We start from the raw sequence: 20,421 nt of genomic DNA, 5'->3' as shown, positions 1-20,421 counted from the left end.
CATGTTTTCAACCTGTTGGAATATGTTATTGCGAGAACTCGCGACAAATTCTTTAGCTGAACTCAACGCCAAGCTGAAGATTGCTGCCGTTCCATCTTTGGGTCTATCTGGACCCGCTTGACCGGGCTTTCGGGTGCCGCAGCCGGTCGGAAGTCGGTCTTGGCCGTCGCTGCCAATCGGCCCGAATGGGCGTCGAAACGGCCGTTACCTATTCCCAGTCGAATCCCGAAAGGTGTTTCGCCTTTTTTAGGAAGACGAGATTTGTCCTCCTTCGGTTACCTTTTTGCTTGTCCCGCTGGAGACGGGGCAATCGCACAAGGTATGGAGGAGATACCCTTGGCAAGCATTGCAGAGGAAAATGCACTACCGGAAAATCCCGAAGACGAACGGCTGAGTGTCGGTGCCAATCTGGCCTACGGGCTGCAGCACGTCTTGACCATGTATGGCGGCATCGTCGCCGTTCCGTTGATCCTCGGCCAGGCGGCCGGGTTGAATTCCGCCGATGTCGGCCTGCTCGTTACCGCCTCGCTTTTTGCCGGCGGGCTTGCGACCATCCTGCAGACGATCGGCGTGCCGTTCTTCGGCAGCCGCCTGCCGTTGGTGCAGGGCGTTTCGTTCTCCGGCGTTGCGACGATGATCGCGATTTCGGGCAATGGCGGCATTCCGGCGGTTCTGGGCGCGGTGATCGTGGCTTCGCTGATCGGTCTTCTGATCACGCCGGTGTTTTCGCGCATCACCCGTTTCTTTCCGCCGCTGGTGACCGGCATCGTGATCACCACCATCGGTCTTACGCTGATGCCGGTTGCGGCCTTCTGGGCCATGGGCGGAAACAAGGCGGCGCCGGACTTCGGCAGCACCGCCAATATCCAGCTTGCAGCGGTGACGCTGATCATCGTGCTGCTGTTGAGCAAGCTCGGCAATGCGTCGATTTCGCGGCTTTCGATCCTGCTTTCTATCGTCATCGGCACGGGCATCGCCTATGTGGCCGGCATGACCGATTTTTCGCAGGTTGCCAACGGTCCGGTCTTCGCACTGCCGAAGGTCTTCCATTTCGGCTACCCGACCTTCGAGCTTGCCGCAATCATCTCGATGCTGATCGTCATCATGGTGACGCTGGTCGAAACCTCGGCCGATATTCTCGCCGTCGGTGAGATCGTCGAGACCAAGGTGGATTCGCGCCGGCTCGGCGACGGCCTTCGCGCCGACATGCTGTCGAGCATTCTCGCGCCGATCGTCGGTTCCTTCACCCAGAGCGCCTTTGCCCAGAATGTCGGCCTCGTGGCGGTGACGGGCGTAAAGAGCCGCTACGTGGTGGCGACCGGCGGCATGTTCCTGGTGACCCTCGGCCTCTTGCCGGTCATGGGGCGGATCGTTGCTTCCGTTCCGACCTCGGTTCTCGGCGGCGCCGGCATCGTGCTCTTCGGCACGGTTGCAGCCAGCGGCATCCGCACGCTGTCCAAGGTCGAGTACAACAACAACATGAACCTGGTGATCGTTGCGACCTCGATCGGCTTCGGCATGATCCCGATCGCAGCGCCCGGTTTCTACGAGCACTTCCCGACCTGGGTCGCGACGATCTTCCATTCGGGCATCTCGTCGGCGGCGGTCATGGCAATCCTGCTCAACCTCCTGTTCAACCACTTCACCGTGGGCAATTCCGACCAGCAATCGGTGTTCGTGGCGGCAACGGAGCGCACGATCCGCTACCAGGACATTGCCCGCCTGCATGACGGCGACTACTTCCTCAACGGCAAGCTCTACGACGCCAAGGGCGTGGAGGTGCCGCTGATCGAGGCGCACTGAACGGGCGCGATCTCTAAGCATGCCCAATCCCGGCGGGAGGTCGCTTCAGACTTCTCCCGGGATTTGTTCTGAAATATGCAATCCCGCACGGAAAACCGCTTCGCACTTTTCCTAGGATTGCTTTGAAATACCGCCATTCCGGGCAGGGGACCGTTTCCTGTTTTTCCTGGCGTTGCTTTGAACCCCAACGAAAGGACACTGGGAATGACACAGCAGACCGACAACTACGCGCTCCTCGATGCGCTGCTCGGCACGATGGAGAAGGGCATCATTCCGGCGACGGAAGCAGGCGTTGCCGCCGGCAACAAGATCTTCGGCGCCGCGCTGATGCGCAAATCCGATCTTTCGACCGTGCTCGTGGAAACCAACAACGAAACGGAAAACCCGCTCTGGCACGGCGAAGTTCACACGCTGAAGCGCTTCTACGAGATCGAGGGAACGGAGCGCCCGGACAGCCGCGACCTCATTTTCCTCTCCACGCACGAGCCGTGCTCGATGTGCCTTTCGGCGATCACCTGGGCGGGCTTCGACAACTTCTTCTACTTCTTCAGCCACGAGGATTCGCGCGACAGTTTCTCCATCCCGCATGACCTGAAGATCCTGAAGGAGGTCTTCACGCTGGAGCCCGGCGGCTACAACCGGACGAATGCGTTCTGGAAGGGCCAGTCGATCCACGCGCTGATCGACGCTCTGCCCGAGCCGCAGCGGAGCGGCCTGAAGGCCCGCGCCGAGGCGATCCGGGCGAAATACGACGAACTCTCCTCCGCCTATCAGGACAGCAAGGACGGCAACGCCATCCCGCTGAACTGAGGCAAGAAAAGCCTTCACCTGAACCGGGCCATTTCATTCTCTCGTCAGGGCGTGAAATGGCCTATTTCTTTGAAAGAATATGCATTCCTCCTTATGAAGGCAGGTGCTAGGGTCGCCGGCGTACAGTCGCGTTTCGGGGGAACTGCGTGAACTGGTCCAGGCCTCTCAGGGTGCATCTCAGCGTGCTCGTGGTCGCGCTGCTCGTCTTAACGGCAACGCCGATCATCTGGATGGCCTTCAGCCAGGGGCGGCAGGCGGCGATCCTTGCCGGCGAGAAGCACATGCGCGAGATGAGCCTGCGGCTGATCGAGGGCTACAGGAATGCGCTCGAAGGCGGCCACGAGGCGGTGGCGCTTGCGTCCACCGTGCCGCAACTGGCCGTCGCGCCACCCGGCGACCTGGAGCCAAAGGAGCAATTCTTCCTGGAGGTGCTCAGAAGCGTTTCCAACGCGACGAGCATCTATGCCGGCTATCCCGACGGCTCCTATCTGCAGGTGATCAATGCGGAGCGAGACTATGTGCGCCAGGCGCTCGAAGCGCCTGTGGGCACGGCCTTTGCGGTCCGCGTGCTGGCCCATGGGCAGGACGCGGGCACAGTCTCGACGCTTCGCTTCCTCGATGCTGGGGCCAAGCAGATCGGGGAACGTCCGTTCGAGCGCACGAATTTCGACCCGCGTCAGACCCCCTGGTATCAGGCGGCCCTTCGAACCGGCGGTCCGGTTTCCGTCGGGCCCTATGTCACGGGCACGCTCAAGGTGCCGACCCTGGCGCTGGCAGCGCCGCTGAAGGGGACTCGCGGCATTGTGGTCGGCACCAACATTCACCTGCAGACCGTCAGCCGCCTGCTCGATGCGCGCGAGATCTCGCCGCGGGCCCGGTCCTATGTCATCGGCAGCGACAACAACCTCGTCGCCCATTCCGATCCCGCGGTCATGAGCATGATCCTCGGGGCCTGGTCGGGCGGGCGCGGGGCCGATATGCACAGCCTCGATCCGAGCCTCGACGTCGTCGCCGGGCTGCGCAAGGACTCCGTCTATGCGGGTGGCGGGCTTACTGAGGCCGAGTTTGCCGGCGAGCGCTATCTGGTGCAGATCGCGCCGGTCAGCGTTGCCGGCCAGTTCAAGGGCAGCTCGGTCGCGATCGTCGTGCCGCTGCAGGACCTGGTGGCGCAGGCAAACCGGCTGCTGGTGCGCAACCTGATGATTGCCGGGGGCCTGCTGGTGGCGGGTGTCATCGGCTCGCTGATGCTGTCACGGGTGATCAGCCGCAAGCTCTATCACCTTGCCGACGAGGCGCGGCGGATCGGCGACCTGAACTTTGCCGGCAACGACGCTCCGCATTCCTGGATCACCGAGATCAACACGCTTGGCGGCGCGCTTTCCGCCAGCCGGCGCGCCATCGTCCAGTTTGCGCTTTACGTTCCGCGCGAGGTGGTCCGCCGGATCATCGACCCCGAGGGCGGCGCGGCGGTTCGCGGCAGGCGACAGGAGGTGACCGCGCTTTTCACCGACGTGCGCGATTTTACCACCATCTCCGAACAGCATTCGCCCGAGGAGGTCGTCGATATCCTTTCGGCCTATTTCGAGATGCTGAACGCGGTGGCCGAGCAGTACCACGGAACGGTGATCCAGTATCTCGGCGACAGCATTTTCGTCATCTGGAACGCGCCGGTTGCCGATCCGCAGCACATCGAGAATGGCTGTCATTGCGCGCTGGCGATGAAGGCGGCGGTCGATCGCCTCAACGAGACCAACCGCAAAGGCGGTCGTCCGGAACTGTTAACGCGTTTTGGCGTGCATACGGGGCCGGCGGTCGTCGGCAGCTTCGGTGCGATTGCGCGCCAGCAATACACGGCCATGGGCGACACGATCAATGTCGCTTCGCGGCTCGAAGGGCTGAACAAGGAGTACAACACCTCGATCCTGGTGAGCGGGGCGGTGCATGCAGCCGTTGCCGATCTCTTCGACTTCCGCGCGATGGGCATGGTGCATGTGAAGGGGCGCTCGGGCGGCATCGATCTCTGGGAACTGGCCGGCACGCGCGGATAGTCTCCACCACGGCGGTCGTCGAGACTGGTTCGTTGGCGGATCAGCGATCCGCGAGCAGCCCGGTCGCCATGGCGCGGAAGGCGTCGATCGCTTTCGGCAAAACCGTCTTCGGCTCGTCGCTGGCGGCAACCCAGAGGGCGGCGTTGAGCGCGGCACCGCTCAAGAGCCGCGCGGCCGCTTCCGCATCGACCGGTTTCAATACGCCCTTGTCCAGCAGATGCTCCACCGACCGCTTCGTCGCCAACAGGCAGCTGTTCTGGCTCGGCCATTTCGACGGATCGCCGAGCACGGCCGGGCCATCGAGCAGCACAATGCGCTGCACCTCGGGATCGAGCGCCATCTCGATATAGGCGGCCCCTTCGGCAAGCATCGCCTGCCAGTGGTCGCCGGCTGCGGCACCGGCGCCGATCTCCTTGGCGCGGGCGGCCATCTCGCCGTCGATCTGGGTGACGACCGCGGCCAGCAGCCCGCGCTTGTCGCCGAAATTGTGATAGAGCGCGCCGCGCGTCAGCCCGACATCGGCGGTCAGTTCATCCATCGAGGCGGCGGCATAGCCCTTTTCCGCGAAGGCCTTTCGGCCCGCCGAAATCAGCTTCGCGCGGTTTTCCTCCATCGTTTCCTGGCGGCTTCTGGCCATCATCGCCCTCAATTTCAGATACGGTGCGTATATGGATTTGACATACGTGTCGTATTTCGCTATTTCAGATACGTTCCGTATATCAAATTGGAAGGCATTTGTGAAGGAGGGCCCGGCATCCGGCTCGTCCTCGTTTGTGCCGATCCCGTAAACCAGAAAGGCAAGTCCCATGACGTTACGCGACGCAATCTTTCCCGCCGGCCGGCATGCGCTCTACGAGCAGCACCGTTACTCCGCAGCTATCCGTTCCGGCGATCTGCTGTTCGTTTCCGGCCAGGTCGGCAGCCGTGAGGACGGCACGCCGGAGCCGGACTTCGCCCGCCAGGTGGAGCGCGCCTTCGACAATCTCGAAGCGACGCTGAAGGCGGCCGGCGCCACTTTCGACGACATCGTCGACGTGACGAGCTTCCACACCGATCCGGAGAACCAGTTCGAAGCGATCCTGGCGGTCAAGGACCGCGTCTTTTCCGAAAAGCCCTATCCGAACTGGACCGCCATAGGCGTCAACTGGCTCGCCGGCTTCGATTTCGAGATCAAGGTGATCGCGCGGATACCCGAAGCGGGTGGTGCCGAGCGGGGGCGGGCGGCTTAGCGCCTGTTGGGCATTTGGAGCCTTGGAGGGACGTCGCGTTCGATGCGGCGCCCTCCGGCACCGCACGCCATGTCAAACAGACCGATCGCTCCTTGGGTGCCGATCCGCGGGCCTCTAGCGAGGGCCAGCGCTCCGACAATTGAAACGCGAGGCGACAGGTCGCGACAGCTTGCGCCTAATGCAGATGCGCCAGCTTGTCCGGATTGCGCACCACGTAGATCGCCGCGACCTTGCCATCCTTGATCTCCAGCGCCGTCGTCTGCAGCTCGCCGTCGGCCTCGCGGGTGACGAAGCCGGGCAGGCCGTTGATGAAGCCGGCGCGTATCAGCGTCGAGCCGTGCTTGGCAAAGAGGGCGGCCAGTTGCTCGTGCACCTTCATCACCGCATCAAAGCCGAGGATCGGCTGCATTGCGGCCGGGCGTTTGCCGCCGCCGTCGGCATGCACGCTGACATCGGCTGCGAGCATGGCGCCGAGCGTCTTCATGTCGCCGTGGCGGGAGGCTGCAAAGAAGGCGTTGGCAAGTTCGAGGCCGCGCTGCTGCTCGATCTCAAAGCGGGGGCGTTCCGCGCGCACATGGGTGCGGGCGCGGGCTGCAAGCTGGCGGCAGGCGGCGGCATCGCGCTCGATCGTCACTGCCACCTCGTCAAAACTCTGGCCGAAGACGTCGTGCAGCAGGAAGGCGGCGCGCTCCAAGGGCGAGAGCCGTTCGAGCGCCAGCATCAGGGGCAGGGTGACGTCGTCCTCCGGCTCTTCCTCGACGACGGGTTCGGGAAGCCAGGGGCCGACATAGGTCTCGCGCTTGAGGCGCGCGGATTTCAACTGGTCGAGGCAGAGCCGCGTGACGGTGCGGCGCAGGAAGGCTTCCGGCTCGCGCACGGAGGTGCGGTCGGCCCCCATCCAGCGGATGAAGGCCTCCTGCACCATGTCCTCCGCATCGGCGACCGAGCCGAGCATGCGGTAGGCGACGCGGACGAGTCTTGGACGCAGCGGATCGAAGACCGCCGCTGCGTCCTCATGGGCGCTCACCGCCATCAGGCGGCAGCCTGCGCGGCGGCCTTGGCGGCTGCCGGGTCGACCCAGAGGCCGAAGCCGACGGCGAGACGGTTCCAGCCGTTGATGACGTTGATCATCAGCGTAAGTTTCACCTGTTCCTCCTCGGTGAAATGGTCCTTCAGCGCCTGATAGGCCGCATCGTGGCCGTGGCCCTCGGACAGGCGAGTCAGCGCTTCGGTCCAGCCTAGCGCGGCGCGCTCGCGATCGGAATAGCAGGGTGCTTCGCGCCAGGCGGAAAGCAGGTAGATGCGCTGTTCCGTCTCGCCCTTTTCGCGAGCTTCCTGGGTGTGCATGTTGATGCAGTTGGCGCAGCCGTTGATCTGCGAGGCGCGGATTTTCACGAGTTCGATGATGGTGGTGTCAAGGCTCGCGGCAACGGCCATCGAGACGCTGGTCCAGCTCTTCATCAGTTGCGGGGCAGCGGCGAAAAGGTCGATCTTGGCATTCATGGTTCCGTTTCCTTTCGTTGGGTTCCGATACCATGACGAGCGAGCAACGGCTGGTGTGACATGGCCGCGAATTTTTCTGAAAAAAAACGTCGGTGCGCATCGTTTCGGTGGGGCCGGCCTGTGCCGCACCGCACTAACCCCTATGGATGACTATGACGCCTTCGGTCGATATGTGAGTGTAGCTTGGGGGATTCTTTATTGCAGGTGGTGGTGCCGAGTGCTTCGGGAGGTACTCAATGGCAGACGAATTCAATGCCGCACTCGATATTCCGTATGTCTTCGAGATCAGCATTAACGACTTTGCGGCGCTGTGGCGGAAGCTGGAGAGGCGAAGCTTTGCGCTGAAGGCGCTTTTGCCTAACTGGTATGGCCAGCTCCAGGGAGAATTCGGAGCGACCTTCGGCGCGCTCGATGCCTATGTCGGCCACGGCAGTGCGGTCATTCCCCGAAACGGCATGGAAAAGGCCGCTGTCGAGGCAGTAATCGCGACAATGCTGATGGGCCGGCTCGGCATGGCCATTCGCGAACTGGCCGTCGAGGCGGGGCAGGCCGCGACCCAAGAGGGCGCTCCCATCAAGGGCCGGCTTCACTATGGCAAGGACAACCGGATTATCGGTGTGGACAACGAGTATCTGCGCCGGGTGCTCGATCCGGCCGAGGACTATGAGGCCGACGGCTGCGTCTTCGAGGTGCTGGGCTACTCGCCGAGCAGTCCCTTTTCCATGACGTCGCGGATCGCCTCGATGATGCTGTTCTTCAACCGCGGCATGGCGCCCTTGAGCGGGAAGCCTGTCGATTACAACGTCATCCTGAAGACGATGCACGCCTTCATCGCTGCGGAGAACCTCGGCTATGTCATGACCTTCGAGCACCGCAACACCAATGACGACCTGTCGATCTTCACCACCAACGAATTCAACAAGCTGACCATCCAGTCGGCGGAGGGCGACCTTCGCCTCATTCAGAAATACCTGAAGGCCATCGGCTTCTATTTTGGCGATGTCGACAATGCACTCGGACCGGAGTTCGAGGTCGCTGCCCGAAATTTCGCGCGCGTCTACAGGCTGGACCACTATGCGCACTACAGTGACCGCGATTTCCTGTACACACTGGCCAATGCCTATGTGCTCCACCGCAGCCAGATATCGACGGGCGCGCGCTAAAGCTCATCGCGTGAAGCTCTTGTTTTTATGCACGTCGTCGCCGCAAAACCGCTGCGCACATTTGCGCGACCTGCATCGGGACCCACAGATCGCGCGTCCCCCGGTTCTGTCACACCCCTGTAAAAGGGTGGCCCTATCCCTCGGCGCCAGTTTCAACACGAGGGTGTATCCATGAAATCGTTTGTCTCCGTCCTTGCCGGCGCCGTTGTCGCAGGCCTGCTTTCGACCGCGGCCTATGCCGAGAGCCTGGTGCTCTATACCAGCCAGCCGAACGAGGATGCGCAGGCGACGGTCGACGCGTTCCAGGCCGCCAATCCCGGCATCGAGGTGGAATGGGTGCGCGAGGGCACGACCAAGATCATGGCCAAGCTGATGGCCGAGATCGAGGCCGGCAATCCGGTCGCCGACGTGCTGCTGATCGCCGACACCGTGACCATGCAGCGGCTGAAGGAAGCAGGCCATCTCGCCGACTACAAGTCGCCGGAAGCGGCAAACTACGACGCGGCGCTCTATGATGCGGACGGCGCCTATTACTCGACCAAGATGATCACCACCGGGATCGTCTACAATACCTCTGCCGCCATGAAGCCTGAGGGCTGGCAGGATCTCGCGAAGCCGGGGGCCAAGGGCCTCGTCACCATGCCGAGCCCGCTGACCTCGGGTGCCGCTCTCATCCACGCGCAGACCCTGACCGGCATCGATGGTCTCGGCTGGGACTATTACAAGGCGCTCGCCGCAAACGGCGCCACGGCTGCCGGCGGCAATGGCGGCGTCTTGAAGGCGGTTGCGACCGGCGAGAAGGCCTATGGCATGCTCGTCGATTTCATGGCGATCCGCGAGAAGGCCAAGGGCGCGCCGGTGGAATTCGTCTTCCCGGCCGAGGGCGTGTCTGCCGTGACCGAACCCGTCGGCATCCTGAAGACCGCCAAGAACGTCGAGGCGGCGAAGAAGTTCGTCGACTTCCTGCTGTCCGAGGAAGGCCAGAAGACGGCGGTCAAGATGGGCTATATTCCGGCCCGCAACGGCGTGGCGCTGCCTGCGGGCTATCCGGCGCGCGAGACGATCAAGGTGCTGCCGGTCAATGCGGCCGAGGCCGTGAAGAATTCCGATGCGGACCTCAAAGCCTTCTCCGGCATCTTCGGCACGAACTGATCGGTTCAATGCTGAAACGTAACGATGCGCGCAGCCGGCCCCGCTGGCTGCGCTTTCCCATTCAAGGCCGGACGATGGGCGCGCCCAAGCGGCGGGCAGGGGCGAGCCCCGCTGCCGAGCCGCGCTGGCTGGCGCCCTTCGTTCTCGCCTGCCTGTTTCTTCTCTGCCTGCTGCCGCTCTTCAGCCTGGCGAAGGCCGGTTTTTCCGGGCTCGTCTCCGGCCGGTCGATTGGCGTGCTCACGGAGCCCGCGACCTTTGCGGCGATCCGCAACACGCTGATTACGGCGACCGGCGGCATGGTTGTCTCCGTCGTCATCGGCGCGCTTTTTGCCTTCGTGGTGGCGCTGACGGATGTGCGCGGCAAGCTTACGCTCAGCTTCGCCTTCATGCTGCCGATGATGATCCCGCCGCAGGTGACGGCCCTTGCCTGGGTGGAGATGACCGGGCCGGCGAGCCCGCTGTTAAAGACGCTCGGGATTGCGCCGCCGCTCGGCAGCCCGCAGCCGCTCTATTCGCTGGCTGGCATTTCGCTGCTGCTCGGCGTGCAGCATGCGCCGCTCGTCTTCCTGGCGCTGAAAGCGGGCCTATCGGCCTCGCCGCGCGACGGGGTGGAGGCGGCACGGCTTGCCGGGGCCACGCCGCTTCGCGTCTTTCGCGACATCGTCTCGCCGCTGTCGCTGCCGGGGTTGATTGCAGGTGCTGCGATCGCCTTCGTGTCCGGCGTCGGCAATTTCGGCATTCCGGCGATCCTTGGCATTCCCGCGGGCATCGAGGTGCTGCCGACCCTGATCTATACGCGGCTTGCAAGCTTCGGCGCCGGCACCTTCGGCGAGATCGCGCTGCTCTCCAGCCTCATCGCCGTCATTGCCGCCGCCGGGTTGATCCTTCAGCAGAAGGCGCTTGTCGGCCGGGACTACCGCATCATCGGCCTTTCCGGGGCGAATGCCGCCTTTTCGCTCGGCCGCTTCCGCCCGGTCGTCGAGCTGGTCCTCGTGGCGATCCTGCTTCTCGTGCTGGTCGCACCGCTCGCCGCTCTTGTCGCGAGCTCGCTGGTGCCGGCCTATGGCGTGCCGCTCAATCTTCAGACGGTGTCACTGCGCGCTTACGAAGAAATTCTCTTCCGCCAGTCGATGACGCTGAAGGCGCTTGGCAATTCGATGTTCCTTGCAGCAACGGCCGCATTCGGCCTGCTCGCCGTCTCGGTGCCCGCGGCCTATCTCATGACGCGGCGCAAGGGGTGGCTTGCCAATACGCTCGGCATCCTGATCGAGATCCCCTATGCACTGCCGGGCATCGTGCTTGCGGTCGCATTCATCCTCACCTTTGCCGCACCTCTGCCGATCCTCAAGGTTTCGCTCTACGGCACCATCTGGATCATCCTGGTTGCCTACTTCTCCTCGTTCCTCGCCGTCAGCCTCAAGCCGGTGATGAGTGCTTTCCTGCAGATGGATCCTTCGCTGGAGGAGGCGGCGCGCCTTGCGGGTGCCGGTTTCTTCAGGCGGATGCGAGATGTGATCCTGCCCTTGGTGGCGCCGGCGGCGGGGGCTGCGATCATCCTCGTCTTCCTGATCGCCGCCAACGAGCTGACGGTCTCGGCGCTGCTCTGGTCGGCCGGCACCCAGACGCTTGGCGTTGCCATCTTCAATCTCGACGACAGCGGCTCGTCGGACCTGGCCGCAGCCCTTTCGGTGCTGGTGGTCGTCATGGTCGTCTTGCTGATGGCAGCGCTCGAGGCGCTTGCAAACCACCTTCCGAAAGGCGTGCTGCCGTGGCGCAACTGATCCTCAATCACCTCACCAAGGATTTCGGCGGCGGCCGGCCGGCGGTTTCGGATGTGTCGCTGACGGTGCGGGAGGGCGGCTTCCTGGCGCTGCTCGGGCCGTCCGGCTGCGGCAAGACGACGGTGCTCAGGATGATTGCCGGCTTCGAGCAGCCGAGCGACGGCTCGATCGATTTCGGTGAAAGGCGGCTTTCGGATGCCGCGCGGGCGCTGCCGCCGGAGCGGCGCAACATGGCGATGGTGTTCCAGTCCTATGCGCTCTGGCCGCACATGACGGTGGCCGAAAATGTCGGCTATCCGCTGAAGGTGCGGGGCATTTCGGGCTCGGCGTGGCAACGGAGCGTCGCCGATGCTCTGGCGCTGGTGAAACTGACGGACTATGCCGACCGCCGACCCGCAGCCCTTTCCGGCGGTCAGCGCCAGCGTGTGGCGCTTGCCCGCTGCCTGGTGACTTCGCCCGACGTGGTGCTGCTCGACGAACCGCTTGCCAATCTCGACCAGCATTTGCGCAAGTCGATGGAGGAGACCTTCCGCATCTTCCACGAGCGCTCGGGTGCGACGATGATCTATGTGACGCACGATCAGGCGGAAGCGATGGCGCTTGCGACCGATGTCGCCGTGATGTCCGAGGGGCGGCTGATGCAGATGGCGCCGCCGGCCGAGATCTACGCAAGACCCGAAGGCGCCGTCGTCGGCGGCCTCATCGGCCGGGGCTCGGTGCTCAAGCTCGCCGTGCCGGAGGGCGCGCCACGGGCGCTCGAATGGTCGCTGCTGCGTTCAGCGCTTGCTGGCGTCGGCATGGAAGGTGCTGGCGATGGCGCCGTTCGTGACGTCCTCGTGCGCCCGGAACATGTGCGCCACGACGGCGAGGGCATGGCGCTTCGCGTCGTCTCCTGCGTCTTCGAGGGCGAGCGTTTTGCCCTGACCTTGGCTTTGCCGGATGGCCAGTCGTTGAAAGCCTTTGGCGACAGGGCGATCATGCCGGGAGACACGGCGCGGTTCGTGATGAGCCAGGGGTGGCGGCTCTAGGTCGGGTTGGCGTCACTCGCAATCGGGCTTGTCGAGTTCGACCTCGAACTGGCGCGGGCCGACAACGCCCGGCTTTGCCGGCAGGCCGACGATCCTTGCGATGACCGTGCATTTGCCGGCGACGACGGCATAACGGTCGCGGCCCTGGCTGATGACCTTGTCGATCGGGTGTTTGGGAACGGCGACGGCGACCGCGTTGATGACCGCGTTCAGCTCGCGGGCCCGCTGAAAATTCGGCGCAAGGGCGGCCGTGGCCTGACCGGTGGCAAGGACGAGGACGAGGCAGGCGACGGCGGATCGGGCGAACATGGCAAGCTCCTGTTTTCAAGTGAAGGAAGCATGACGCCCTGACCGCTTCAAGTGCATGGGCTCGGTCGCCTGTGACGTCTGAAGGGATTCCGCCATTTCCCGCGCCAGCCCACAAAATTCATCGTGTCTTGAAATAAACCGTTGAGTTAAATGAAACCGGTTGCTATAAACAATCAGTATCCCGCTTAAAGGCGGTTCAGGAGGAACGGGGCGGTCGCCTCATCGACAGGAGGATAGGATGAAGCTTTATCAGGGCATGGGACCGAATTCGTATCGCGTGCGCATCTTCATGGCGGAGAAGGGGATTTCGCTGCCGATGGTGGATGTCGATTTCGCCAAGGGTGAGCACAAGGCGCCGGAGTTCCTGGCGGTCAATTCGCTCGGCCAGATCCCGGTGCTGGAGCTCGACGACGGCACGATTATTACCGAGAGCGTCGCGATCTGCCGCTATCTCGAAGAGACGAAGCGCGAGCCGCAGCTCTTCGGCCATGATGCCGTCAGCCGCGCCAAGATCGAGATGTGGAACCGTCGCGCCGAACTGGTCATCCTCGGCACCGTCGGCAATGTGGCGCTGCATTCGGATGCCTTCTTTGCCGAGCGGCTGACGCAGTTTCCGGCCTTTGCCGAGACCGAGCGGGTGGCGGTGCCGAAGAAATGGGGCTGGCTCGACGACGAGCTTTCCGACGGTCGGCCGTATCTGGCCGGCGATCAGTTCTCGATCGCCGACATCACCGCCGGCGTTACCGCCTGGCTCTGCGACGTCTTCGGCATGGAGATCCCGGGCTCGGCGAAAAACGTCCAGGGCTGGCTGGAGCGGGTGCGCGCGCGGCCGAGCTTTGAAGCCTAGGGGCAAAGCGCAGGGACGGCGATCGGCCCCGCATCCCCCTGCCGGAACCTTCTCGCCGTTTTGACGGGGACAGGGAACTTGCGGCAGCCGCTCGCTCGCCCGTCAATCTCAGCGGAAAGAGGCTCGATCAGCCAATCGCGGCAGTCGTCTTTGCTGCCGCGCGTCCCTGTTTGGGAGCCGGCCGTCGACCGCGTCTCCTCTCTCCGCGCAGCGTTGAGAGGGTCAGGTCGAGGGGCGGATGTGGCGTAAAGATTTGATTGTTTGTATGTTTTCGCCATTCTGCGGCGGAAGTCCGGCCGCCTCTGCGCCCCCGCTAAAATTCATATGTGGATAGGCGCGTCGCCCTTTTTGCTTGCCTTCTCCATGGCTTTTTTCAATTCCTAAAATACAAGCTGCCCGATTCGCCGCTGCCGGGCGCCCGCAAGGCGCTGGCTCTAGGAGACAAGCCATGACCGATTTCAAGAAGCCCACGATCACCGAAATGCGCCCGAAGATCACCGTGATCGGGGTCGGCGGCGGTGGCGGCAACGCCATCAACAACATGATCAACGAAGGGCTTCAGGGCGTCGATTTCGTGGTCGCCAACACCGACGCGCAGGCGCTCGCCATGTCGAAGTCGTCGCGCATCATCCAGCTCGGCGCTGCCGTCACCGAAGGTCTCGGCGCCGGCTCGCTGCCGGATGTCGGCCGGGCGGCGGCGGAAGAATCGATCGACGAGATCATGGATCACCTCGGCGGCACGCATATGTGCTTCGTCACCGCCGGCATGGGCGGCGGCACCGGCACGGGCGCAGCCCCGGTGATTGCGGCGGCCGCGCGCAAGGCGGGCATCCTCACGGTCGGCGTCGTCACCAAGCCCTTCAGCTTCGAGGGCAAGCGCCGCATGGAAACGGCCGAGCAGGGCATCGAGCGCCTGCGCGAGGCGGCTGACACCGTCATCGTCATTCCCAACCAGAACCTTTTCCGCATCGCAGACGCCAAGACCACCTTTGCCGATGCCTTCGTGATCGCCGACCGGGTGCTTTATTCCGGCGTCGGCTGCATCACCGACCTGATCGTCAAGGAAGGCCTGATCAACCTCGACTTCGCCGACGTGAAGTCGGTGATGAAGGGTATGGGCCGCGCCATGATGGGCACCGGCGAGGCGACCGGCGAGGGTCGGGCACTCAAGGCGGCTGAAGCGGCGATCGCCAACCCGCTGCTCGACGAAGTGTCGATGCGCGGCGCGCGCGGCGTGCTGATCTCGATTTCCGGCGGCATGGACATGACGCTGTTCGAAGTCGACGAAGCGGCGACCCGCATTCGCGAAGAGGTCTATGACGAGGCCGACATCGTCGTCGGCTCGATCTTCGACCGCTCGCTCGACGGCACCTTCCGCGTTTCCGTCGTCGCGACCGGCCTCGATGGCGCACGCTCAGCCGCCAACCCGGCAGGGGCCGCCGTCGGCCAGCCGGCGTCAGAGCCTGTACCGACCCGCACGCTGCAATAGCATACGCATCCGTCGCCTGCTTCAAGGACCCTCCCGATGTGATGACGTCATATTGGGAGGGTTCTTGCGTTTGGAGGCTTGAATGCGCGACGAGACTGGAGACACCGGGGAGGCGGAAAAGCACCCGCCAGCGGCCGCGGGCCGCGCGGCGAGGGCGGTGATGGTGGCCGAGGCAGTGCTTGCGGAACGCTTTCCGCAGGCAATCTTTGCGATCGTTGCGGGCTCGATCCTGCGCGGTGAGGCTACGGAAAGCTCGGATATCGACCTGGTGGTGCTGCACGAGGCCCTGCCGGCCGCCTGGCGGGAAAGCTTTCATTTCGACGGCTTTCCGGTCGAAGCCTTCGTGCACGATTTCGAGACGCTCAACTGGTTTGCCGACCAGGATATGGCGGGCGGCTGCCCGGTGCTTACGGCCATGGTGGCGGGCGGTGTTGCGATCGGGCCTGAGCGGGCGCGTGCCGAAGCACTCCAGGCCGAGGCGCGACACCGCCTGGAACAAGGGCCGGCGCCGCTGACACCGGAAATCCGCGACGGACTGCGCTACCAGATCACCGACCTGGTGGACGACCTGCGCGATCCACGCCCGGCCGCCGAGATCCGCGCCATTGCCGCCGAACTGATGCGGCCGCTCGCCGATCTGATGTTGCTCGGCCGTGGGCGCTGGTCTGGGCGCGGCAAATGGCTGCCGCGGCTGCTCCTGCGGGCCGACGCGGCCCTTGCCGAGCGTTTCGACGCTGCTGTCCGCAACGCCGGTGCAGGACAGGCGGCCGATTTGATCCGGCTGGCGGAAGATGAGCTGGCGCCGCATGGCGGGCCGCTGTTTGCCGGGGATCGGCGGACAGCGCCGGCGGGTGCACGGCGTCCTGGGAGTCTCGTGGAGTGAATGCGCGGCCGGGACGTTCTCAGGCGAGCGCTGACGGAACTGACCGCCACGAAGTGCTGGATGAGCCAGCAGCGACGGGGGGCGTGCAGAGGCGAGACATTTGGCCTTCACTCGCTGTGCGGAGGGCGCGGCTCCCGGCGTTCTGCTTCCTCGATCACCGAGAATGGAAGTTCCTCGTACATTGAGCGGTTGAACTCGGCGAAGGTCAGCCTGCCATCGACGAACACTTTGAAGTAGCGCCGGCAGACGTCCTCCGCCATTTCCTCGCGACTGGAATAGGGCGTTCCCTCCAGCGCATCGTCCTTGAGGTCGGGCAGGTACTCCGACACGCAGGCCTCGACATATTGCGGTTGCGCGCCCGGGCGCTTGCGCAGCGCCGACAGGGTCCACTCATATTTGGAATAGCTCATGTATTGCTCGGTTCGCGGCGCGAACAGGACGATTGCGACGATGCACAGGAGAGCGACGGACATGCTGCCGGCGACGAGACGAAGGTTCATTTATTCAATCGTATAAATTGTTGCCCATGCCTATGTAAGACAACTTTAGCGGTTAGCAAGATGCGCGCTTTCGCCTCGGGTGGTTTCACGAAATGTTCCTCCCCCAAATGGGGGAGGAGGCTAGGAGAAAACCACTTTCGTGCTCGGACCGTTCTCCGATCGTTCGGTGTCTATTAGAGGTTGCGAAATTGGGCGCTACCAATTGCATCGCTCGGCCGAAGCGGGGTGGGACGGGCAGGGAGGGATGTGGCGGCGACGTGTCTATGTCTGTCCGCCTGCGGGGCAGCGGCCAAAGACGTTGGGATGGAAACGGTAGCTGTTTGCGGGCGGCGGCGGACCGCGACCGATGTCCTTCGCGCCGACTGGACAAGGCGATCCTCGTGATGGCACTTCGAGTGCGGGTGCCGCCTTCAGTCAGATATGGGGATGGCGGGCGGCACCGGGCCGAAGCATCGTTCCGCTTCCAGCGCGATCAAAGAGGGAACCTTCGATCAAAGGGGGAACCTTAAAGTGCGGCCAGCTGTTCGGCCGTTGCAACGATCTGCGTGTTGCCGAGCGAATGGTCGGCATATTTGAACACCAGGATGCTCATCACTGAGGCGACAAGGGCTACCAGGATGATGCGCATGGCGTTGCTCCGACTTCCTTCTTGCCCGGCCTTGATCCTTCGTTGCGCCGGGCGTTGCTCGACCCGGAAGCCTTCAGCTTTCCGGTCAAAGGCCTTTCGGCCTTTCGTTGAACCTGTTCTAGCAAATGGCCGGAGCCGACCATTGTTCCCGCGGGGACAGCGAGAAGGTGCGGGCGCATGCAGCTTTGCGGTGTGCTGCGGGCTGGTCCTTTTGAGAAACGGAAGGGCGCCGGGCGCAGCCATGCGCCTTCGGACGCCTGAGGCGCGCCTGCGTATCCGCTCGGTTTCTTCTGCACGCTCGTGTCGGATTGGGGGATGGACGTCGGACGGCCCTAGAGGCCGAGGAGCCAGAAGAGGATGCCGAAGAGCACGATGAATGCGCCGACGGCGAGCAGGAAGCGGGCCATGCCGGTGTTGGTATCCTTCGTGCCGACGAGACAGTACCAGAGGTGATCGCTATCCATTCCTGACACTCCATCGAAAGGCGCTCCAGTCGCGCCCGCGTGGCCCACCATACACGCAAAGGTCGTCGCGGCGCGTGGACTGATTGCGGGTCCTTGTCGCCGGATCGCGGTTGGCCGAGATGATGTCTTGGCGGCGGACGTTGTTGCGTCCAGGCTGCGAGAGCAGGGTGGGCGCTTTCGTCTCGCCACAGCACCGGCCTGTCCCCACCGCTGCCGCCAGCGTATGCCTGCCTATCCCTCCGCGTCCGCCGTTTCGGCCGCCACCGGCTTTCGCGCCAGTGCCAGGTTGGCGGCGGCCGCCTCCGCCTCGGCTGCACCGGCGGCGCCGGAGCGCACGGTGACGGCGTTGGAGGCGAGGTCGAGGCCGGCTTCGCGCAGCGCCGGCAGCAGGCGCTTCATCGATTCGCGTTGCAGGATGCTGGGGTTGCCGGGGCGGGCGGTGAACTTGAGGCGCACGACGAGCGAGTTTTCGGTGACGTCCTGGATGCCCTGCATCTTCAGGGGCACGAGGAATTCGCCGCCGATCTCGGGGTCTTCGAGCATGGCAAGGCCGACCTTCTTGATGGTCTTGCGGATTTTCTCGGGGTCGGCATCGCGCTCGAATTTCAGCTCGAACTTCACCGTGCTCCAGTCACGGCTGAAATTGGTGACCGCCTGCAGTTGGCCATAGGGGATCGTATGGATCTGGCCGTTCTGGTGACGCAGCCGAAGTGAGCGCAGCGAGATGCGCTCGACCGTGCCCTTGAGCTTGCCGGTATCGACATATTCGCCGACGCGGAAGGCATCGTCGGCGATGAAGAAGATGCCGGAGACGACATCCTTCACCAGCGTCTGCGAGCCGAAGGAGAGGGCAAGGCCGAGCACGCCGAAGCCGGCGATCAGCGGCGCGATGTTGATACCGAGCGCGGAGAGGATGACGAGGCTGGTGACGGCAAAGATGCCGCCGAAGATGAGGTTGCGCACGAGCGGCAGGATGGTCGAGAGGCGGCTTGTCTGCTGGACCACCGTGTCGTCTTCGCTATCGCCGGGCAAAGCGAGGCGGGCGGTGGGCGCGAAGGCTTCGAAGCTGCGCCAGAGGAAGCTGCAGATCACCCAGGCGGCGACGACCGCAAGGCTGATGCGCTCGAGAACGACGATCCAGCCGACGGCAGCGGCGGTGTCGTGCTGGACCATGACCGAGCGCCAGAGTTCGATGATGATATGCAGGCCGATCAACCAGGTGGCGCCGGCAAGCGCCGTCTGGATGCTGCCGGAGATCGCCGCGTGCAGCCTCGATGAGGCGGGCGTGCGACGGCGCTCGGCGGCGACGCCTACCAGCGAATGGATGCCGAAGGCGAGGATCGGAAGAGCGAGCAGGATGATCTGCGTCATGCCGCCGGCAAAGCTCCAGGCCGCGCTGTTGGGGCTGCCGGCGACGATCACGCTCATCAGCCAGAGCACGATGGCGCTCAAGGCATAGAACTCCGGCACGCCGAAGGCGATAGCGCGACGCACGGGGCCGGGGTTTTCGCCGGCAAAGAGCGCGCGGATATCGCTCGCGCCGGCGATGAACCAGTGGAGCTTGACGAGCGTCAGGATCGTGACGCCGATCAGCAGCCAGCCGTCGGTGGCGGCAACGTCGAGCCCGCGTTGGTGGGCAAAGCGCAGGCTGGCGCCGACCACGGCGCCGAACGCGCCATAGGCGAACAGCATGTTGGCGTGAAAGCGCGGGTGGGCGATGTCGAGCAGGCGGATCTCGGGCCGCGTCGGGGCAAAGAGGAAGCGCGCGCCAACGGCATAGGCGGCGGACGCGACGGCAATGGTGATCAGCGCATGGGCAAGCTCGGCCGAGGCGGTGCCGCGCGCCAGGAGCAGATGGGCAAATCCGTGGGCGACGGCGGCGAAGATCACGAGATAGGCGATGTCGAAGCCGAGCCGGATGATCGAGGCGCGCATGCGGTGCAAGAGGTCCACCACCTCGAAGGAGGCGCCGAACAGGCGATGGATGACGAGGCGGCAGGCAAAGGCGGCGGCAAGCCCGGCGGCAACGGCAAGTGCGGCCACTGCCGCGACCGAGGCCACCGACCAGCCTTCGGCGCGAATGCCTGCCGCAACGTCAGCCATGACCCCGGCGATGCCGGACATGCCGGCAACGCCCATTTGCAAGCCGTTGATAAATCGTGCGGAAAGCGTGTCCAGACTGTCTTCCGGGGCAGCGGCCGGCGTGGCTGCGGCATTCTCTGTGTTTGCGGGGGCTTGAGCGTCGGCCGCGTTCTGCGTGGCCGCTGGCGTTGCTGTGTCGGCCGGGGCAGGTGTCGCCGCATCACCCGGCGTTGCGGCTGCGGGCGCTGCCTTGCCGGCACCCTCCCGCCACTCGACGGTCACCGGCCCGCCAGCCTTGGCGGCAGCCCGCAGGATCGCCTCGATTTCGGCAGGGCTTTGGCCGGGCGTCAGGATGACGGTGACCGGCGGCGGCGTCGTCTGCGCGAGGGTGGGCAGGGCAACTGCCAGAAGGAGCACGAGGCCTGCCAGGAGGCGACGGACGAGAAACGGGATATGCGCCATGAAGTTCATCCACTGAGATCGGTTGTCCGCCATGCGGCCCCATGCATCACATTATATAACGTTCTAAAATTCCAATCGAATTTTGTAGGGCAGGGACGCGGCGGTAACGGACGTGCCTTGCTGCCCTTGAGAGGCAATCGCGCCAGCCGCTGACCCTCACCCTCTCCCCGCAGGCGAGGAGAGGGGATGCGTCGAAGATGTGGCAGGCGTGGTTGATATCGGAGAGGCCCGCCGGGAGCC

General features: G+C 64.1%; 19 protein-coding genes. 11 read left to right on the top strand and 8 right to left on the bottom strand.

All coding sequences use genetic code 11. From position 1 onward, the window contains the following. Positions 1–336: 336 nt before the first annotated feature. The 3 genes from IB267_RS04370 (at position 337) to IB267_RS04360 (ending at position 4,661) form a co-directional block, all read left to right on the top strand. On the top strand, positions 337–1,803 hold the full coding sequence (locus IB267_RS04370) for a nucleobase:cation symporter-2 family protein (protein ID WP_043619576.1): 1,467 nt from the start codon (positions 337–339) through the stop codon (positions 1,801–1,803). Positions 1,804–2,007: 204 nt separating this feature from the next. Then, a complete protein-coding gene (locus IB267_RS04365) occupies positions 2,008–2,613 on the top strand; it encodes a deaminase (protein WP_192446550.1) in 606 nt (201 codons plus the stop codon). A gap of 146 nt (positions 2,614–2,759) precedes the next feature. Next, positions 2,760–4,661 (top strand): adenylate/guanylate cyclase domain-containing protein, encoded by a 1,902-nt coding sequence (locus IB267_RS04360; RefSeq protein ID WP_192446549.1) that lies wholly within the window; start codon positions 2,760–2,762, stop codon positions 4,659–4,661. A 40-nt stretch (positions 4,662–4,701) separates the two neighbouring features. On the opposite strand, the gene IB267_RS04355 is transcribed toward IB267_RS04360, so the two are convergent. Next, positions 4,702–5,298, bottom strand: a complete 597-nt coding sequence (locus IB267_RS04355; RefSeq protein WP_192447176.1) for a TetR/AcrR family transcriptional regulator — start codon at positions 5,296–5,298, stop codon at positions 4,702–4,704. A gap of 169 nt (positions 5,299–5,467) precedes the next feature. Between IB267_RS04355 and IB267_RS04350 the strand changes: the two genes are divergently transcribed. Then, positions 5,468–5,890 (top strand): RidA family protein, encoded by a 423-nt coding sequence (locus IB267_RS04350; RefSeq protein ID WP_192446548.1) that lies wholly within the window; start codon positions 5,468–5,470, stop codon positions 5,888–5,890. Between the two features lie 175 nt (positions 5,891–6,065). Here IB267_RS04350 and IB267_RS04345 read toward each other — a convergent pair whose 3' ends face one another. Both IB267_RS04345 and IB267_RS04340 read right to left on the bottom strand, forming a co-directional pair. Then, the gene (locus IB267_RS04345; RefSeq protein ID WP_192446547.1) at positions 6,066–6,923 is read right to left on the bottom strand and encodes a sigma-70 family RNA polymerase sigma factor; all 858 of its coding nucleotides are present in this window, start codon (positions 6,921–6,923) and stop codon (positions 6,066–6,068) included. Next, entirely contained in the window at positions 6,923–7,393 is a 471-nt protein-coding gene (locus IB267_RS04340) for a carboxymuconolactone decarboxylase family protein (protein WP_192446546.1), read from the bottom strand. The genes IB267_RS04345 and IB267_RS04340 overlap by 1 nt, the downstream gene beginning before the upstream one ends. 236 nt (positions 7,394–7,629) lie before the next feature. Between IB267_RS04340 and IB267_RS04335 the strand changes: the two genes are divergently transcribed. The 4 genes from IB267_RS04335 (at position 7,630) to IB267_RS04320 (ending at position 12,517) form a co-directional block, all read left to right on the top strand. Continuing rightward, positions 7,630–8,556, top strand: a complete 927-nt coding sequence (locus IB267_RS04335) for a peptidoglycan-binding domain-containing protein (protein WP_192446545.1) — start codon at positions 7,630–7,632, stop codon at positions 8,554–8,556. 171 nt (positions 8,557–8,727) lie between these two features. Beyond that, positions 8,728–9,708, top strand: coding sequence for an ABC transporter substrate-binding protein (locus tag IB267_RS04330; RefSeq protein ID WP_192446544.1), 981 nt, complete (start codon positions 8,728–8,730; stop codon positions 9,706–9,708). A gap of 74 nt (positions 9,709–9,782) precedes the next feature. Beyond that, the gene (locus tag IB267_RS04325) at positions 9,783–11,489 is read left to right on the top strand and encodes an iron ABC transporter permease (protein ID WP_192447175.1); all 1,707 of its coding nucleotides are present in this window, start codon (positions 9,783–9,785) and stop codon (positions 11,487–11,489) included. After that, positions 11,477–12,517: an ABC transporter ATP-binding protein gene (locus IB267_RS04320; protein WP_192446543.1), complete on the top strand. Its 1,041-nt coding sequence runs from the start codon at positions 11,477–11,479 to the stop codon at positions 12,515–12,517. The genes IB267_RS04325 and IB267_RS04320 overlap by 13 nt, the downstream gene beginning before the upstream one ends. A gap of 12 nt (positions 12,518–12,529) precedes the next feature. On the opposite strand, the gene IB267_RS04315 is transcribed toward IB267_RS04320, so the two are convergent. Beyond that, complete coding sequence (locus tag IB267_RS04315) at positions 12,530–12,826, bottom strand: hypothetical protein (protein ID WP_192446542.1); 297 nt, start codon at positions 12,824–12,826, stop codon at positions 12,530–12,532. Between the two features lie 238 nt (positions 12,827–13,064). On the opposite strand from IB267_RS04315, the gene IB267_RS04310 reads away from it, so the two are divergent. The 3 genes from IB267_RS04310 to IB267_RS04300 all read left to right on the top strand — a co-directional run bounded on the left by IB267_RS04310 (position 13,065) and on the right by IB267_RS04300 (position 16,045). Then, positions 13,065–13,673, top strand: a complete 609-nt coding sequence (locus tag IB267_RS04310) for a glutathione S-transferase family protein (protein ID WP_192446541.1) — start codon at positions 13,065–13,067, stop codon at positions 13,671–13,673. Positions 13,674–14,121: 448 nt separating this feature from the next. Next, positions 14,122–15,162 (top strand): cell division protein FtsZ, encoded by a 1,041-nt coding sequence (gene ftsZ, locus IB267_RS04305; RefSeq protein WP_192446540.1) that lies wholly within the window; start codon positions 14,122–14,124, stop codon positions 15,160–15,162. An 82-nt stretch (positions 15,163–15,244) separates the two neighbouring features. Beyond that, the gene (locus IB267_RS04300) at positions 15,245–16,045 is read left to right on the top strand and encodes a nucleotidyltransferase domain-containing protein (protein ID WP_371742494.1); all 801 of its coding nucleotides are present in this window, start codon (positions 15,245–15,247) and stop codon (positions 16,043–16,045) included. Positions 16,046–16,152: 107 nt separating this feature from the next. On the opposite strand, the gene IB267_RS04295 is transcribed toward IB267_RS04300, so the two are convergent. The 4 genes from IB267_RS04295 to IB267_RS04290 form a co-directional block, all read right to left on the bottom strand. Continuing rightward, positions 16,153–16,545, bottom strand: a complete 393-nt coding sequence (locus IB267_RS04295; protein ID WP_192446539.1) for a hypothetical protein — start codon at positions 16,543–16,545, stop codon at positions 16,153–16,155. Positions 16,546–17,050: 505 nt separating this feature from the next. Next, the gene (locus tag IB267_RS33680) at positions 17,051–17,173 is read right to left on the bottom strand and encodes a hypothetical protein (RefSeq protein ID WP_255380501.1); all 123 of its coding nucleotides are present in this window, start codon (positions 17,171–17,173) and stop codon (positions 17,051–17,053) included. A 332-nt stretch (positions 17,174–17,505) separates the two neighbouring features. Beyond that, positions 17,506–17,637 (bottom strand): hypothetical protein, encoded by a 132-nt coding sequence (locus tag IB267_RS33675; RefSeq protein ID WP_256436922.1) that lies wholly within the window; start codon positions 17,635–17,637, stop codon positions 17,506–17,508. 231 nt (positions 17,638–17,868) lie between these two features. Beyond that, a complete protein-coding gene (locus tag IB267_RS04290; RefSeq protein WP_192446538.1) occupies positions 17,869–20,181 on the bottom strand; it encodes a mechanosensitive ion channel family protein in 2,313 nt (770 codons plus the stop codon). Positions 20,182–20,421 lie beyond the last annotated feature (240 nt).

The sequence above is a fragment of the Ensifer sp. ENS09 genome (assembly GCF_014852425.1).
Classification (GTDB): domain Bacteria; phylum Pseudomonadota; class Alphaproteobacteria; order Rhizobiales; family Rhizobiaceae; genus Ensifer.
The sequence above is the reverse complement of the archived record's forward strand: the minus strand, read 5'-3'. Positions and strand labels throughout refer to the sequence as shown.

Excerpts from the sequence above, each read along its gene's own strand:
- IB267_RS04300 (WP_371742494.1), top strand. The coding sequence starts at position 15,245 with ATGCGCGACGAGACTGGAGACACCGGGGAGGCGGAAAAGCACCCGCCA.
- ftsZ (WP_192446540.1), top strand. The coding sequence starts at position 14,122 with ATGACCGATTTCAAGAAGCCCACGATCACCGAAATGCGCCCGAAGATC.
- IB267_RS04310 (WP_192446541.1), top strand. The coding sequence starts at position 13,065 with ATGAAGCTTTATCAGGGCATGGGACCGAATTCGTATCGCGTGCGCATC.
- IB267_RS33680 (WP_255380501.1), bottom strand. The coding sequence starts at position 17,173 with ATGCGCATCATCCTGGTAGCCCTTGTCGCCTCAGTGATGAGCATCCTG.
- IB267_RS04365 (WP_192446550.1), top strand. The coding sequence starts at position 2,008 with ATGACACAGCAGACCGACAACTACGCGCTCCTCGATGCGCTGCTCGGC.
- IB267_RS33675 (WP_256436922.1), bottom strand. The coding sequence starts at position 17,637 with ATGGATAGCGATCACCTCTGGTACTGTCTCGTCGGCACGAAGGATACC.
- IB267_RS04345 (WP_192446547.1), bottom strand. The coding sequence starts at position 6,923 with ATGGCGGTGAGCGCCCATGAGGACGCAGCGGCGGTCTTCGATCCGCTG.
- IB267_RS04350 (WP_192446548.1), top strand. The coding sequence starts at position 5,468 with ATGACGTTACGCGACGCAATCTTTCCCGCCGGCCGGCATGCGCTCTAC.
- IB267_RS04325 (WP_192447175.1), top strand. The coding sequence starts at position 9,783 with ATGGGCGCGCCCAAGCGGCGGGCAGGGGCGAGCCCCGCTGCCGAGCCG.
- IB267_RS04330 (WP_192446544.1), top strand. The coding sequence starts at position 8,728 with ATGAAATCGTTTGTCTCCGTCCTTGCCGGCGCCGTTGTCGCAGGCCTG.
- IB267_RS04340 (WP_192446546.1), bottom strand. The coding sequence starts at position 7,393 with ATGAATGCCAAGATCGACCTTTTCGCCGCTGCCCCGCAACTGATGAAG.
- IB267_RS04315 (WP_192446542.1), bottom strand. The coding sequence starts at position 12,826 with ATGTTCGCCCGATCCGCCGTCGCCTGCCTCGTCCTCGTCCTTGCCACC.
- IB267_RS04335 (WP_192446545.1), top strand. The coding sequence starts at position 7,630 with ATGGCAGACGAATTCAATGCCGCACTCGATATTCCGTATGTCTTCGAG.
- IB267_RS04295 (WP_192446539.1), bottom strand. The coding sequence starts at position 16,545 with ATGAACCTTCGTCTCGTCGCCGGCAGCATGTCCGTCGCTCTCCTGTGC.
- IB267_RS04355 (WP_192447176.1), bottom strand. The coding sequence starts at position 5,298 with ATGGCCAGAAGCCGCCAGGAAACGATGGAGGAAAACCGCGCGAAGCTG.
- IB267_RS04290 (WP_192446538.1), bottom strand. The coding sequence starts at position 20,181 with ATGGCGCATATCCCGTTTCTCGTCCGTCGCCTCCTGGCAGGCCTCGTG.